We start from the raw sequence: 15579 nt of genomic DNA, 5'->3' as shown, positions 1-15579 counted from the left end.
GGGGAGACTCATGACCGTCACACCACTGGCCGCCACCGCCGCCCGCCCCACCCCCGCCTTCCGCGGTCGGCTCGGCCGGGACGCGCGCAGCGGCCACTACGCCGTGCCGCGCCGCTACCGCCTCCACCTGTCCCCGGCCGACCCCGACTGTCTCCGGATCGCCGTCACCCACAGCCTGCTCGGCCTCGACGCGGCCTGTCCGGTGACCGAGCTGCCCGCCGTGCCCGACGCGCCCGGCGGCGAACACTCCGCACTGCGCCCGCTGTACGAGGCGAGCGCGCACCGCTACTCCGGTGCGGCGACCGTCCCGGTGCTCAGCGACGACTGGTCGGGGCGGATCGTCAGCACGTACACCCCGGACATCCTGCGCGATCTGGCCCGGCACTTCGGCGCGGGGCGGTTCGCGCTGTACCCGTGCGGTCTGGAGGGGGAGATCGAGGCGGTCGAGCGGTTGTGCGCGCAAGGGATCGACGCGGCGGCGCAGCGGGCGGGAGACGCCGGCGGTGAGGATGTCGACCGTGCAGACGCGCTTGGCTCGCTGCTGCGGACGCTGGGGTCGCTGGACGCACGGCTTGCCGCTGATCCGTATCTGCTCGGTGAGCGACTGACTGCGGCGGATGTGGAGTTGTGGGTGAGTCTGGTTCGGCTCGACACGGTGCACCGGTGGCACCTGGACGCGGCTGCTGTGCATCGGGTTGCCGATCATCCGGCGCTGTGGGCTTACGCCCGCCGTCTCGCCGCTCACCCGGCGTTCGGTCGGCACCTCGATCTTGAAGCCATTGCCCGGCGGCACCATGCGGATTGCCAGGGGCTGGAGGCTGCGGGGGCTGCCGTGCAGATTCTGGACTGGGCGGCTCACGCTTCGCGTTCCGCCGGGTAGGTGGGATGTTGGCTGCGGGCCCGGTGAGGGCTGGTCGCGCAGTTCCCCGCGCCCCTTTGGGGCGCGTTGCCGGGCCGCCGGCCGATCCGCTCGGCCCGGTTGAAGCCGGGCGGATTTCATCCCGCCGACACAAAGTGGCGGAACACGCGATCTCGTCCTCTTGTTGACGACGTCGTGCTGAAGCCCATCCGCTGTCGTCCGAGGCTGTACTCGCGGCGGCACATCGACCTGGTGCGTGTCGCCGGCGCGCTCTGTTGTTCCTGACTCGCTGTCTCGTCTCTTCGTACGGTCGATCAGGAAGGCGCTACTTTCGTGTCCTCGTCACCCTCTTCCTCTCCCACTTCTCTGCACCTTGCCGTCGCTCTGGACGGTGCCGGCTGGCATCCGGCCGCCTGGCGTGAGCCTGTCGCGCGGCCCCGGGAGCTGTTCACCGCCCGCTACTGGGCCGATCTGGTCGCCGAGGCCGAGCGTGGACTGCTCGACTTCGTGACCATCGAGGACGGTCTCGGTCTTCAGTCCTCGCATCTCGTTGATCCTGACGGCCGTACCGATCAGGTCCGGGGTCGTCTCGACGCGGTGCTGATCGCGGCGCGGGTGGCGCCGTTGACCCGGCACATCGGTATCGTCCCGACGGTCGTCACGACCCACACCGAGCCGTTCCATCTCTCCAAGGCGATCGCCACGCTCGACTATGTGAGCACCGGGCGCGCGGGCCTGCGTGTCCAGATCACCGCCCGGCAGAACGAGGCCGCCCACTTCGGCCGCCGTCAGATACCGCAGCTCGGCCCGCTGAACGACCCGCGTACCTGGGATTCGGTGGGTGAACTCTTCGACGAGGCCGCCGACTACGTGGAGGTGGTACGTCGGCTGTGGGACAGCTGGGAGGACGACGCGGAGATCCGGGACGCCGCCACCGGGCGGTTCGTCGACCGGGAGAAGCTGCACTACATCGACTTCGAGGGGCCGCACTTCAGCGTCAAGGGGCCGTCGATCACGCCTCGGCCGCCGCAGGGGCAGCCGGTCGTCACCGCGCTGGCCCACGCGACCGTCCCGTACCGGCTGGTGGCCCGCTCGGCCGACGTCGGATACGTGACCCCGCACGATGCCGGCCAGGCGCATGCCATCGTCGAGGAGATCCGCGGCGAGCAGTCGGCGGCCGGGCGTGCCGGTGAACTCCTGCACGTCTTCGGTGACTTGGTCGTCTTCCTTGACGACACATCGGCCGCGGCCACAGCCCGTCGGGAGCGGCTCGACACCCTCGCCGGGAACGAATACACCAGCGACGCCCGGATCTTCGCCGGGACGCCCGCGCAACTCGCCGATCTGCTCCAGGAGTTGGCGTCGGCCGGGCTGAGCGGTTTCCGGCTGCGGCCCGCCGTCGTCGGGCACGACCTCCCGGCGATCACCCAGAAGCTGGTCCCCGAACTCCAGCGCCGAGGCGTCTTCCGGCAGGCGTACGAGGCCGACACCCTGCGCGGACTGCTCGGCCTGTCCCGTCCCGCCAACCGCTACGCCGGCACTGCCGCCGTCTGAGCGGGAAAGGATCCCCTGACATCATGAGCAAGCCGCTGAAGCAGATCCATCTGGCCGCGCACTTCCCCGGTGTCAACAACACCACCGTGTGGAGCGACCCGAAGGCCGGCAGCCATATCGAGTTCAGCTCCTTCGTCCACTTCGCGCAGACCGCCGAACGCGCCAAGTTCGACTTCCTGTTCCTCGCCGAGGGGCTGCGGCTGCGCGAACAGGGCGGAAAGATCTACGACTTGGACGTCGTCGGCAGGCCCGACACCTTCACCGTCCTCACCGCGCTCGCCGCCGTCACCGAGCACCTCGGCCTGACCGGCACCATCAACTCCACCTTCAACGAGCCCTACGAGGTGGCCCGCCAGTTCGCCAGCCTCGACCACCTCTCCGACGGCCGCGCCGCCTGGAACGTCGTCACCTCCTGGGACGCCTTCACCGGCGAGAACTTCCGGCGTGGCGGTTTCCTCCCGCAGAGCGAGCGCTACTCACGGGCCAAGGAGTTCCTCCAGACAGCGGGTGAGCTGTTCGACTCGTGGCGGGGCGACGAGATCCTCGCCGACCAGGAGACCGGCACCTTCCTGCGGGACGCGAAGGCCGGCGCCTTTGTCCATGCCGGTCAGCACTTCGACATCGAGGGGCAGTTCAACGTGCCCCGCTCCCCGCAGGGCCGTCCGGTGATCTTCCAGGCCGGTGACTCCGACGAGGGGCGCGAGTTCGCCGCGTCGACCGCCGACGCGATCTTCAGCCGGTACGCCACCCTGAAGGAGGGCCAGGAGTTCAACACGGACGTCAAGGGGCGCCTCGCCAGGTACGGCCGCCGCGCCGACCAGTTGCTGATCCTGCCCGCCGCGAGCTTCGTCCTCGGCGACACCGACGCCGAGGCGGAGGAACTCGCCCACGAGGTGCGCCGCCAGCAGGTCAGCGGGGCCACGGCGATCAAGCACCTGGAGTTCGTCTGGAACCGTGACCTGTCCGCGTACGACCCGGACGGCCCGCTCCCCGACATCGACCCCGACCTCGGCGAACACACCGTCGCCCGGGGCCGGGCCCAGGTGCGGATGTACCGCGACCCGCTGGCCACCGCCCGCGAGTGGCGGGAGCGCGCCGAGGCCAACAACTGGTCCATCCGCGACCTCGTCATCGAGACCGGCAACCGGCAGAACTTCGTCGGCACCCCGGCCACCGTCGCCGCCACCATCAACGACTTCGTCCAGGCCGACGCGAGCGACGGCTTCATCCTGGTCCCGCACATCACCCCGGGCGGCCTCGACGGCTTCGCCGACACGGTGGTCCCGCTGCTCCAGGAGCGGGGCGTCTTCCGTACGGAGTACGAGGGCACGACCCTCCGCGACCACCTCGGCCTCGCCCACCCCGACGCCGAGACGGCGGGGGAGCGGGCGGCTTCCTAGGGACCCAGGGACCTGGGGACATACGGGCATGGCGTGGTCGAGGACGTCACCCTCCCCCATGAAGGTGACGTCCTCGACCGCTCCCCCGGGAGCCCGAAGGTGGTCTGGTTCGTCCGCGTCGGCCGTCATGTGCTGGTCTCTGCCCCCAGCATCACCAGCACATGACGGCCGTCTCCCCCGATCCCCACGTGGAGTAGAGCCTGACGCGGACGAAGTAGTTGCGGCCCTTGACGAGCCGGACCCTGACGTGGGCGTTGTGCGGAGTGCCGCCGTCGTCCTCGGCGGAGAGGTAACGGGGCTCGCCGTCGATCTCCTCGAAGACCGCGACGACCGTGTCGCTCTCCCCGAAGGTGCCCACGGTGTAGTCGCGGGTCTCCGGCGGCGCGATACCGAAGTCGGCCTGCTCACCCGCCCCGAGCCGCAGAGGAGCGGACCGGAACGGCACGAGTTCGGCCGGCCCGGGTGTGCCCGTCGGCGGATACCAGCGGAGCACGAACTCCTTGTCGGCCGGGGAGAGCGTCCCCGGAGGCACGACCCCGGACCGGAACTGCTCCGGTTCCAGGATCAGCCCCGCCGAGAACGGATACTCCATGATCGACAGCGGGTCCCAGACGGAGCCGTTGACCTCGTCCGGGTCGAGCTTGCGGAGAATGTTGAAGTAGGTCTTGTCGCGGCCCCAGAAGTTCGGTGGCCCCGCCAGGTCGTCGTACACCGCCTCGTCGTCCCAGTGGATGCCGGCGAAGGGGTTCTGGTGCTCGTGCAGCAGGCCCAGGGCGTGCCCGATCTCGTGCAGGGCCGTCGCGCGTTCCCCCGGCGCGGTCAGGTCCCACCCGAAATTCATCGTGCGCCGCCCCAGGCCCACCGACAGTGCGTCCCGCCCGACCGTGGAGTACGAACCGTCACCGGTCTGGAACCCGATGCGCAGTTCGGCCTCCGAGCGGTCGCGCACCTCCACGAAGGACAGCCCGATCCCCAGGTCGAGCCACTCCCGGAAGCAGTCACGGACGACATCGCGCTGTGCCTCGGCGCCGACCCATGACTCCCACCGGGTCTCCCCGGTCCCCGGCAGGGGGATGACCGAGCCGTCGCTGTCCCGGTCGAAGAAGTAGTAGTGGAGCACGGTGCCGTTCACCCACATCAGACGCCCGGAGAGGAGCGCGCTGAGCCGCTCGGCCGGCAACCCCGGGGCGAACGTGGGGGCCGGTTGCTGCGGGAGTGAGCAGAACCGTGCGTTCATGGGGAACAGGTTGCGGCTCACAGGTGCTCGGGCGCCTGAGTCGGGGGCTACTCAAGTCGGCCTGTATCAAAGCTGAGTAGCCCGGCTCTTGTTCAACGTGATGACTTTCGAACGGGACGCGCAGACCCTGGAACTGCCCTGGCCGTTCACCGGCCGGGACGACGAACTGGAGCTGCTCCGCCGGTCGTTGGCGGCGGAACGGCACGGCGTCGTGGTGACGGGTCCGGCCGGACACGGCAAGACCCGTCTCGTCACGGAGGTGGTGCGGGGCACCGACTGCGCCAAGGTGAGCGGCACGCCCGAGACCCGGGACACCCCCTTCGCAGCCTTCGCCCACCTCCTCCCGGAACAGGTCTCCCTGCACCGCGCGGTCCAACTCCTCTCCGGCGTACGGACCTTGCTGGTCGACGACGCCCATCTGCTGGACGACTCCTCGGCCGCCCTGGTCCACCAGCTCGCCGTGAACGGCCGCACCCGGCTGCTGGTGGTGGCGACGGACGGCTCCCCGGCACCCGGCGCGGTGTCCCGCCTCTGGACGGGCGAGGTGCTGCCACGCCTGCCCCTGAAGCCACTGCCCCGCGAGGAGACCGCGCAGCTGATCGCGGCAGGCGCGGGCGCCCCGGTCGAGCCGCTCACGGCGCGCCGCCTCCACCACCTCTGCCAGGGAGACCTGCGCCTGCTGCGCGACCTGATCGGGGCGGTACGCGAGAGCGGCGAACTGACTCTGACCTCGGACGAGTTGATGTGGCGGGGCCCGGTACCGGTGACGCCTGCGGTACGCGAACGGACGGACGAGGCCCTGAACCACACCACCTCCGAGGAACGGAACACGCTGGAACGCCTGGCGTTCAGCGAACCACTCCCACTGGCCCTGTCCGACCTGGACCTGCGCGCGCTGGAGAGCCTGGAAGCCGACGGCCTGATCCAGGTGGACGCCCGGTCCGAGGTCCGCCTGGCCCACCCCCTGCACGGCCCGGTGCTCCGCGCGGGCGCGGGCCGACTCCGCGCGAGGCGACTGTCCCGCCCCGCGGCGGAGTGGGGGTCCGCCCTGGACGCCGAGCAGGCGGAGTTGGCCGACCGGATCGAGCGCACGGACGTCCAGGACCCGACGGGCCCGATAGGAGACTGGCTGGCGGCCGAAAGGTCGGTCCCCGCCTCCTACGCGACCGTCCGCTCCCGCTTCGCCCGGCTGCGAGGAGAGCTGCGCGAGGCCCTTTCCTGGGCCAGGGAGGGCCTGCGCGGCACCCCGGACGACCCGTTCTGCCGTACGGAACTGGCGCTGGCGGCAGCCCAGTTGAACGAGGTCACGACCGCGGGCGAGGCGCCCCCCGGCCGGGCGACCACCTGGCTGCGCGCGGCACACGGCGACACCGAGGGCGCACTGCGATCGGCCACGGCCCCCGAAGCCAGGGGTGAGGGGGAGGCGTACGTCCTGTACGACGCCGTACGCCTGGGCGCCCCGCACCTGGTGGCGGACCGACTGGCCCAACTGCCCGCCGAGGAGGCGGAACCCCTGGCCCGGCACGCGGACGCGCTGGTCCGCCAGGACGGCCCCGCCCTGGACCGCGCCGCCGAACTCCTGGAACGCCGTGGCCTGTTGCTCTTCGCCGCCGAGGCACACGCCCAGGCAGTCCCGGTGCACCGCGACCCACGGGCGGCCCGCAGGTCCCGCTCCCGGGCGATGACCCTGGCCCGCCGCTGCCAGGGCGCCCGCACCCCGGCCCTGTCCGCGCTGACCCTCGGCGAACTCACCACCCGCCAACGCCAGATCGTCACCCTGGCGGCAGCAGGCCTGACCAACCGCGAGATCGCGGACCGCCTGACCCTGTCCATCCGCACAGTGGGAAACCACCTGTACAGCGCCTACACCCGCCTCGGCGCAAGCGACCGAACGGCTCTGCCGTGGCTCCTGGAGGAGCCCCCGACGACACGGTCGGCGTGACCGACGTCAGGGAGTGGGCTCACGCCGACCCGAACGCCGAGAACGCCCACCCCGTCGCCTGATGCGTCGCATCCCCGGGCAGCGCCGCCCGGGCGTCCCGCAGGGCCTCCGCCAACGAGAGGCCCGCGCTGAGGCCCTTGTGGAGGGCCAGCATCAGGGGGACCACCGCCGCGTCGTTGACCGGGGCGCTGCTCGCCACCACGCCTGCTGTGCCCAGGGGGAGCAACGCCGTTACCAGGCCCAGGAGTTCGTCCGCGCCCACCGTCGCCAGGCGGCCGGTGTCGCAGCTCGACAGGATGATGCGGTACGGGCTGCGGTCCAGGCGTTCGAAGTCGTGGACGATCAGGGGGCCGTCGGCCATGCGGAGTGATGAGAACAGGGGACTGTCCGCCCGGAACGTGCCGTGGGCCGCGATATGGGCCAGTGCGGCCCCGTCCAACGCCTCCAGCACCGCCGGCACCCGTGCGCCCTCGTGTTCGAGGACCGTCGGTCTGCCGTAACGGTCGACCAGGTCGGGGACCTCCGCGCCGCCGCTCGCCAGGCCGGGGCCCCGGACCAGGACGTGCCGGCCGCCCGGCGGGGGGCCCGTCTCCTGGGCGCGCAGCCAGCTGCTCGCCGACGGGGACACGCTGAGCACGCGGTCGCGGAGGGAGGGGAGGAGGGCCCAGGGGACCCGGTGGAGGCTTCCCGGGGGGACCACGATCACCGGGCCCGTGCCCAGGTGCGGTACCGCCGCGCCCAGCAGCAGTTCCTCCAGCCTGCGGCCCGACGCCTCCAGGACCGGCAGCCTGGCCTCCGCTCCCGGGTGCGCGAGCCGTCGGAGCCCCGCCTGGACGTGTTCGGCCTCCGTCACCGCGTGAGCCAACAGGCCCGCCTCGAAGCGGCGTACCTTTCCCTCGCCGCACAGCAGCACCTGCACCTGGCCGTCGACCACCGCGATCTCGATCAACCGCCCACCGCTGCCCAGGCGTTCGAGCAGCCGGGCCGGGTCGAAGCGGTGCCCGTCGCCGCCGGACTCGCCACGGATGTGCAGGGTGCGGGAGCGCACCTCCCGTTCCAGGCGCCGCTGTTCACGCTCAAGCGCCGGTACCGGGCGGCCGTCGACCCGGGCCTCCTCCGCGCGGGCGGCGATCTCCCGGAACGCGGTGAGGCTCTGCCCGAGCGCCGGGTCGTCGGGCGGCCGGGTCGGCGGCGCCGACAGGACCGTGGCCCGCCACCGCTCGCTCCACACCAGCAGCCGCCGAGGACCGCCGGACTCCAGCGACGCCCGCTGGGCCAGCGCGGCCAGTTCGGCGCCCTGCGCCGTCGCCCGGGCCCGCAGCTCCGAGGCGCCGAGCGTCATCCGGTGGTCGTCCAGGACGGCGAGCCCACGTCGACAGGCCTCCAGCACACCCCGCGCCGACCCTGCCGCCTCCGCGCGCAGCGCCTGCGCCGCCCAGCCCGTCATCCGCGCCAGCGGCGGACCGACGCGCCGACTGCGCGCGGCCACACGCAGATGCTTCTCCGCGTCCTCCGTCCAGCCCAGCGCGAGCGCGATCCGCCCCGCGAGCAGCGACGCCTCGGGCGCGGACGGCGAACCGAACGCGGCCAGCCGCTCGGCCAGCGCCGCCGCGTCCGCCACCAGCCGCCCGGACTTCCGCCCGGTCGCGACCCGCGCCTCGATCAGCACCAGCCGCGCGTGCGCCTCCCACCAACTGCGCCGCTGCCCCGCGAACAGCCTCACGGCCACGGCCGCGCGGGCGATCGCCGTGTGCGGATCGTCCGCGAGCCGCGCGGCCTTCGCGGCGGTCAGCAGCAGCTCCGCCTTGCGGGTGCTCTGGCCACCGATCCCGTCGAGCACACCGAGCGCCGCGTCGGCCTCCGTGACCGCCTCGCGGGCCAGCCCGGCCGCCATCAGCACCTCGCAGCGGCGGATGTAGAACACGAAGATCGGCGTGCCCAGCCGGGCGTACCGCTCCGCCGCCTCGTCGAACAGCCGCAGCGCCGCCGGGATGTCACCCGCCCGGTACGCGGCCAGCGCCCGGCTCTCCACGACGTCCGCCTTGTCGTGGTCCTGCCCGGTGGTGTCCCACATCTGCTCGGCGGCGGTGAAGTCCGCGTCGGCCCGCTCGGGGCGCCCGAGCGCCAGATGCACGGTCGCCCGCAGCGTCAGCGCCCGCGCCGTCCAGATGACGTCCTCCGCCTGCCGCAGCACGGGAATGGCCCGCCGTACGTCGTCCAGCGCCTCGCGATGATGCCCCAGCACCCACCACGCGTACGCCCGCCGGTACAGCACACGCGCGCGGGTGTGCCCCGTACCCCGGTCGACGCCCTGCTCGAACGCCTCCAGGCCCTGCCGGGTACGGCCCGCGTGGACCAGCGCCACGCCGAGCGTGCCGAGGACGTCCGCCTCGCGCTCCGCGGAACCGGCGTCCGCCGCCAGGTCGCGGGCGCGCCGCAGATGACGCAGGGCGATGCGCATGTCGCCGAAGTCCCGCTGCCACATACCGATCACCTGATGGGCGACGGAGGCGTGCAGCGGCGTCGGATCGTTGCCGAGGACAGTCTCCGCCCGCGCGAGCGCGTCCTTCGGGCGGGCGAACACCATCGGCAGTAGTTCGAGAACCGTGTCGCTTCCCGCAGTCACTTAACGGATGGTAGTGCTCCGCGCCCCGCGTCACACAGGTTTAGCCATGGACAACCCACTGTCCGACGCCGATCGACCCCTGTATCAGGAAATGTGCCGCGGCCCCTGTATCACGCGGCGACCCCGTGGCTCTCAATATCAGCAACAGAGGCAAGAAGGGGATCAGTTCCAGGGGGAGGACATTCCATGGCACCGCAGCGTTTCCAGGAGCAGTTCGACCACATCCAGCGCTCCATGCCCGGCGTGGAGCTGGCGACGGGGCCGGACGACGCGGCCGAGTTCATCTACGAGAAGGGCGTCGTCCTGGCCCGCGACGGCGAGGAGGCACGCCTCGTCGAGGACACCGTACGCGCGCACTTCACCACCTTCGCCGGCCTGACCGCCGACGAGGTGCGCCGCGACAGCCCGGAGACCAACCGCTCGGGCATCACCCGCATCCGGGTCGGCGACCCCGGTGAGGGCGGCCGGCGCGGCGACCGCGCGGTGGCGGGCGCACTGCGCGCGCTCAGGGAGGCCGAGGGCAACGCGCGGCGGCGCCTGGTCAGCCGTAACCACGTGGTGCACATCGCCGTCAACGCCTGCCCGGGCGACGAGCCCGTACCCGTCGCGTACAGCGCGGGACCCAACCCGACGGTGGCCGAGAGCGGCTACGACGCGGACAGCGCCGTCGGTGTCCTGGTCATCGACACCGGCCTCATGAACGACTACGCCTCCTACCCGGCCATGGCCCACGTCCAGGGCGACACCCAGATCGACGAGTGCGACGCGAACGGCGTGCTCCGGCAGTACGCGGGGCACGGCACGTTCATCTCGGGGCTCGTCGCGGCCGTCGCCCCCAACACGAACATCGTGTCCCGCAACACCCTCAACGACGCGGGCGCGATCCTGGAGTCCGAGTTCGGCGACAAGCTCTTCGAGGCCGTCGAGCGCGACGGCTGGCCGCCCCTCATCAGCCTCTCCGCGGGCACGTCGAACGGCAGCACGGAAGGCCTGCTCGGCCTCACCGCGTTCATGGAGGCCCTCCGCGAGCAGCCGCGCACCCTGTTGGTCGCCGCCGCAGGCAACAACGCCAGCGCGACCCCCTTCTGGCCCGCCGCCTACGCCGACAAGCCCGAGTACGCCCAGTCCGTGATCTCGGTCGGCGCCCTGCGCAGCGACGGCGAGTTCGGCGCCTGCTTCAGCAACCACGGCCCCTGGGTACGGGTCTACGCCCCCGGCGAGCGCCTCACCGGCGCGCTGACGGGTTTCCAGACCCCGGTGCCGTACACCTACCACCACAGCACGTACGACTCCTGCCGCCACGGCTTCACCTACGCCTGCACCTGCCAGGCCCCCCAGCACCTCGGTCTGCTCACGGGGGAGTACGAGACCACCTCGGGCACCCCGGACCAGGTGCAGTTCGCGGGGTTCGCGCAGTGGAGCGGCACCTCGTTCGCCACCCCGCTGGTCGTCGCGATGATCGCCGCCCACATGACCGCCCACAAGGAGACCGACCCGCGCGCCGCCCGACAGCAACTCCTCGCGGCGAACACCGAGTTCGCGGAGGTCCGGGGCGCGGTCGTACCGGCACTGATCCCGCCCACCTGGAGCCCGGTGCCGGTCGTGAACATCCCGCCCGTCGTATAGAGGTCAACCGGCCTCCGTACAAGGACCAATCGAGTGAGGACCATGCGCAGGACGAGTGGAGCACCCCCTTCCACGGCGTACGATGACTTGCCGTACACGAGGGGTGGGGACGTGGACCGAGCTGCGGTCGGCGCATTGGTCCAAGCCGCCGTCGACGGCGACGCGGCGGGCTGGAAAGCGCTGGTGGAAGGGTTGAGCCCACTGGTGTGGTCGGTGGCGCGCGCCCACCGGCTGTCCGACGCGGACGCGCACGAGGTGTACTCGACCGTCTGGTTCCGCTTCGCCCAGCATCTGGGCCGTATCCGTGAACCGGAGAAGGCGGGTTCGTGGCTCGCGAGCACCGCACGGCACGAGTGCCTCAAGGTCATCAAGAGCACCCACCGGATGACCCCGACGGACGACGCCCAGCTGCTCGACCGGATCAGCGACGACCGTACGCCCGAGCAGTGGGTGATCGAGTCCGAGGAGGCGTCCGCCGAGGCGGAGCGCATCCGGAAGTTATGGCAGGAGTTCGAGGAACTGGGCGCCCGGTGCAGGCAGTTGCTGCGCATCCTGATGTCCGCGCCGCCGCCCAGCTACCAGGAGATCTCTGCCGGCCTCGGCATCGCCGTGGGCAGCATCGGCCCCCTCCGCCAGCGCTGCCTGCGCAGGCTGCGGGTACGGCTCGCGGCCCGGGGGGTGCTGTGAACGACAACACGCACGACAGCGACGGATTACCCCACGACTCCGACGACTTGGACGGCACGGCCGACATGAACAGCACTGATGACACAGATGACACGGACGGCTTCGACGACGAACTGGACGGCGAAGCCGACGACTTAGCGGAGTTCGAGGGCGACGACTCGCTGGACAACGACCTGCTGGAGGAGACGCTGCGCCAGGCCGCGGCCATCATGGACCCGGTTCCGGCGCAGCTCCAGCAGACCGCCGTCGAGGCCTACACCCTCTACTCGCTCGACTCCCAACTGGCCGAGCTGACCTTCGACTCGCTCGTCCACGGCATCCCCGTCAGAGGAGTCGTGGACGCGCCCCGGATGCTGACCTTCCGCACGGGTGAGCTGACGGTCGACGTCGAGGTGAGCGCGCACGGTCTGATGGGCCAGGTGCTGCCACCCCAGGAGGCCAGTATCGAGGTGCTGAGCGGCCCGCAGCTCTCCTCGCCGCCCACCCTCACGGCCGACGACATGGGCCGCTTCACCGGCGACCTGCACGTCAGCGGCCCGTTCGCGCTCCGGCTGAGGACGGACGCGGAGGTCGTCGTCACGGAGTGGCTGCGCGCCTGACGCACGGCCGGCGGGGCGGGCCCAAGTGGGCCCGCCCCCGCTGCTGTTCCTAGGCGGCCGCGACCAGCGGATAGTGGCAGGCGACAGCGCGCCCGGAGGCCGTCGTGGCCAACGGGGGGCGCTGCACCGCACACACCTCCCGCGCGTACGGACACCGTGTGTGGAACGCGCAACCGGCCGGTCTGGCCGCCGGATCGGGTACGTCCCCGGTGAGGACGATCCGCTCCCGGCGCGGTGCGTCCGGGTCGCCGGTCCCGTCGTCGATCTCCGGCACCGCCGACATCAGCGCCTCGGTGTAGGGATGCGCGGGAGCCCCGTACAGCGTCTCCGTGTCCGCGAGTTCGACGATCTCGCCGAGGTACATGACCGCGATCCGGTCCGAGACATGGCGGACCACACCCAGGTCGTGCGCGATGAAGACGTACGTCAGCCCGAACTCGTCCTGGAGATCCGCGAACAGGTTCAGCACCTGCGCCTGGATCGACACGTCGAGCGCGGACACCGGCTCGTCGGCGACGATCAGCTTCGGGGAGGTCGCCAACGCCCGTGCGATACCGATGCGTTGACGCTGGCCGCCCGAGAACTCGTGCGGGTAGCGATCGAGATGGCCCGCAGACAACCCCACCACGTCGAACAGCTCGGCCACCCGCCGCCGGACGGCGGCGCCGTCCCCGTACCGATGGATGAGCAGCGGCTCGGCGACGATCTCCCCGGCGCGGCGGCGCGGGTTCAGGGAGGCCTGCGGGTCCTGGAACACGAGCTGCATCCCGGGCCGTACGGGGCGCAGCCGGCGCGCGGACAGGGTGGTGATGTCCTGCCCGTCGAACTCGACCCGCCCGCCCGTGATGTCGGTGAGCCGGACGAGACAGCGCCCCAGGGTGGACTTGCCGCACCCGGACTCGCCGACGACGCCGAGGGTCTCACCCCGGCGCACCTCCAGCGAGACCCCGTCCACGGCCCGCAGCACCTTGTGGCGCCGGGTGAGGGAGTCACCGCGCAGACGGTAGTGCTTGGTGACGTCGGTGGCACGCAGCAGCACGCCCGCCTGGGGATCCGTGGTCACGGCGCCGCCTTCCTGTCGAGGGTGTCCGGTGTCGAGCGGGCCGCAGTGCGGGCCGAAGCGCGTTCCCCGGCCGGCAGCCAGCAGGCGTCGAGGTGTCCCGACTCGCCGCTCAGCACCGGGCGTTCGTCGCACCGGTCGTGCCGGGCCGGACAGCGCGGCGCGAACGCGCAGCCCTCCGGGACGCTGTCCGGAGACACGGGTACGCCCGCGATGGTGGGCAGTCGGCGCAGGCGCGGGCCGCCGACCCGGGGCACCGAGTCGAGCAGGCCCCAGGTGTACGGGTGTCGGGGACCGTGGAACACGGCCCGGCGCGGGCCCTCCTCGGCGGCCCGGCCGCCGTACATGACCAGCACCCGGTCGGCGACCTCGGACACCACACCCATGTCGTGGGTGATGATGACGACCGCCGAGCCGCGCGCGTTCAACTCCCGCATCAGGTCCAGGATCTGGGCCTGGATGGTCACGTCGAGCGCGGTGGTCGGCTCGTCGGCGATCAGCAGCGCAGGTCCGCAGGCGAGGGCCATCGCGATGACCGCCCGTTGCCGCATCCCGCCCGAGAACTCGTGCGGGTAGGAGTTCACGCGCGAACCGGCGTCCGGGATGCCCACGTCCGACAGCAGTCCGACCGCCCGCGCGAGCGCCTCCTTCTTGGACACCTTCTCGTGTGCCCGGATCTGCTCGGCGATCTGCCAGCCGACCGTGTAGACCGGCGTCAGCGCGGTCATCGGGTCCTGGAAGACCATGGCGATCTCCCGGCCGCGCACCGACCGCATCTCCTTGTCGGGGAGGGTGAGCAAGTCCCGTCCACGGAAGAGGACTTGGCCGGTGACGGTGACGTTCGGACTGGTCAGCAGCCGCAGCACGGCCAGCATCGAGACACTCTTGCCGGAGCCCGACTCGCCGACCACGCCCAGGATCTCGCCGGGCGCGACGGAGAAGGAGAGCCCGTCCACGGCGGTGACGGTGCCGGTGCGGGTGCGGAAGGAGATCCGCAAGTCCCGTACATCCAGAAGGGGTTCAGGCATGGCGGGCCCTCGGATCGAGTCGCGCGTACAGGATGTCGACCAGGGCATTGGCGAGGACCACGAAGAACGCCGCGTACATGACCGTCCCCATGATCACGGGCAGGTCCAGGTTCTGTAGCGCGTCGAAGGTCAGCTTGCCGACGCCCGGCAGGCCGAAGACGACCTCGGTGAGCAGGGCCGCGCCGCCCACCAGTGCGCCGAAGTCCAGGCCGAACAGCGACACGATCGGGATGAGCGAGCAGCGCAGCGCGTGCCGGACCAGGATCCGCCGCTCGGACAGGCCCTTGGCACGGGCGGTGCGTACGTAGTCCTCGCCGAGCGCGCTGACGACCTCGCCGCGCAGCAGCCGGGCGTAGATTCCGGCGTACAGCAGCGCCAGGGTCAGCCAGGGGAAGAGCAGATGCAGGGCCCACTGGCCGGGGTCCTTGCCCAGTTCGACGTACCCGGGTGGCGGTACCCAGGAGAACACCGAGTCGTGCAGGCGTTTCTGGGTGAGGAGGTTGACGACCTCGCCGAGCCAGTAGGCGGGCAGCGAGACGCCGACGACACCCACCAGCATGATCACCGGGTCCGCGGCCGTACCGCGCAGAGCGGCGGCGGCCGTGCCCATGAGGATGCCGACCGTCATCCAGATGACCGCCGCCCCGATGACCAGCGACAGCGTCACGGGCATGGCCTGCACGATCTGCGGGACGACCTTCGAGCCGCGGTTGACGAACGACTCCAGGTCCCGGTCGATCAGCAGGTGCCGCATCATCAGCAGATAGCGGACGGGCAGCGGCCGGTCGAGGCCGAAGGAGTGGCGGACCTGGGCGAGGGTGGCCGGGTCGGCGTTGCGGCCCGCGATCCGGGCGGCGGGGTCGACTCCCGGGGTGGCGAAGAAGATCAGGAACACCAGGACGCTGATCGAGAACATCACCAGCAGGGCGGAGAGGAAGCGCCGGAGCGCGAAGTACAGCAT

Annotated in this window: 13 protein-coding genes; 8 read left to right on the top strand and 5 right to left on the bottom strand. The window is 71.6% G+C overall.

Going from position 1 to position 15579, the window contains the following annotated elements; all coding sequences use genetic code 11:
• The first annotated feature begins 10 nt into the window (after positions 1-10).
• The 4 genes from OG787_RS04855 to OG787_RS04840 all read left to right on the top strand — a co-directional run bounded on the left by OG787_RS04855 (position 11) and on the right by OG787_RS04840 (position 3813).
• Positions 11-880 (top strand): glutathione S-transferase C-terminal domain-containing protein, encoded by an 870-nt coding sequence (locus OG787_RS04855; RefSeq protein WP_405534380.1) that lies wholly within the window; start codon positions 11-13, stop codon positions 878-880.
• A gap of 174 nt (positions 881-1054) precedes the next feature.
• Positions 1055-1144: a putative leader peptide gene (locus OG787_RS04850; RefSeq protein WP_369037880.1), complete on the top strand. Its 90-nt coding sequence runs from the start codon at positions 1055-1057 to the stop codon at positions 1142-1144.
• A gap of 48 nt (positions 1145-1192) precedes the next feature.
• Positions 1193-2413 (top strand): LLM class flavin-dependent oxidoreductase, encoded by a 1221-nt coding sequence (locus OG787_RS04845; protein ID WP_369037881.1) that lies wholly within the window; start codon positions 1193-1195, stop codon positions 2411-2413.
• A 23-nt stretch (positions 2414-2436) separates the two neighbouring features.
• The gene (locus tag OG787_RS04840; protein WP_405534379.1) at positions 2437-3813 is read left to right on the top strand and encodes an NtaA/DmoA family FMN-dependent monooxygenase; all 1377 of its coding nucleotides are present in this window, start codon (positions 2437-2439) and stop codon (positions 3811-3813) included.
• A 151-nt stretch (positions 3814-3964) separates the two neighbouring features.
• Here the strand turns inward: OG787_RS04840 and OG787_RS04835 are convergent, their stop codons facing one another.
• The gene (locus tag OG787_RS04835) at positions 3965-5050 is read right to left on the bottom strand and encodes a M12 family metallopeptidase (protein WP_369032138.1); all 1086 of its coding nucleotides are present in this window, start codon (positions 5048-5050) and stop codon (positions 3965-3967) included.
• Positions 5051-5150: 100 nt separating this feature from the next.
• Here OG787_RS04835 and OG787_RS04830 point away from each other — a divergent pair, with 100 nt between their 5' ends.
• Positions 5151-6992 carry a LuxR C-terminal-related transcriptional regulator gene (locus tag OG787_RS04830; protein WP_405534378.1) on the top strand — a complete coding sequence of 614 codons (1842 nt, stop codon included), beginning with the start codon at positions 5151-5153 and terminating at the stop codon, positions 6990-6992.
• Between the two features lie 19 nt (positions 6993-7011).
• On the opposite strand, the gene OG787_RS04825 is transcribed toward OG787_RS04830, so the two are convergent.
• Positions 7012-9618 carry a CHAT domain-containing protein gene (locus tag OG787_RS04825; protein ID WP_369032140.1) on the bottom strand — a complete coding sequence of 869 codons (2607 nt, stop codon included), beginning with the start codon at positions 9616-9618 and terminating at the stop codon, positions 7012-7014.
• Between the two features lie 186 nt (positions 9619-9804).
• Here OG787_RS04825 and OG787_RS04820 point away from each other — a divergent pair, with 186 nt between their 5' ends.
• The 3 genes from OG787_RS04820 (at position 9805) to OG787_RS04810 (ending at position 12530) form a co-directional block, all read left to right on the top strand.
• Complete coding sequence (locus tag OG787_RS04820) at positions 9805-11244, top strand: S8/S53 family peptidase (RefSeq protein WP_369032141.1); 1440 nt, start codon at positions 9805-9807, stop codon at positions 11242-11244.
• A gap of 42 nt (positions 11245-11286) precedes the next feature.
• Positions 11287-11931 carry an RNA polymerase sigma factor gene (locus OG787_RS04815; protein WP_369032142.1) on the top strand — a complete coding sequence of 215 codons (645 nt, stop codon included), beginning with the start codon at positions 11287-11289 and terminating at the stop codon, positions 11929-11931.
• 65 nt (positions 11932-11996) lie between these two features.
• Complete coding sequence (locus tag OG787_RS04810; protein WP_405540417.1) at positions 11997-12530, top strand: hypothetical protein; 534 nt, start codon at positions 11997-11999, stop codon at positions 12528-12530.
• Between the two features lie 49 nt (positions 12531-12579).
• Here OG787_RS04810 and OG787_RS04805 read toward each other — a convergent pair whose 3' ends face one another.
• Genes OG787_RS04805 through OG787_RS04795 form a run of 3 tightly spaced genes read right to left on the bottom strand, consistent with a single transcriptional unit; the run spans position 12580 to position 15579 of the window.
• The gene (locus OG787_RS04805) at positions 12580-13593 is read right to left on the bottom strand and encodes an ABC transporter ATP-binding protein (RefSeq protein ID WP_369032143.1); all 1014 of its coding nucleotides are present in this window, start codon (positions 13591-13593) and stop codon (positions 12580-12582) included.
• Complete coding sequence (locus OG787_RS04800; protein WP_369032145.1) at positions 13590-14618, bottom strand: ABC transporter ATP-binding protein; 1029 nt, start codon at positions 14616-14618, stop codon at positions 13590-13592. Before OG787_RS04800 ends, OG787_RS04805 begins: the two co-directional genes overlap by 4 nt.
• Complete coding sequence (locus tag OG787_RS04795) at positions 14611-15579, bottom strand: ABC transporter permease (protein ID WP_369032146.1); 969 nt, start codon at positions 15577-15579, stop codon at positions 14611-14613. The genes OG787_RS04800 and OG787_RS04795 overlap by 8 nt, the downstream gene beginning before the upstream one ends.

The organism is Streptomyces sp. NBC_00075 (genome assembly GCF_045041225.1).
GTDB lineage: Bacteria > Actinomycetota > Actinomycetes > Streptomycetales > Streptomycetaceae > Streptomyces > Streptomyces adonidis.
This window is presented reverse-complemented; position numbering and strand designations above follow the sequence as displayed.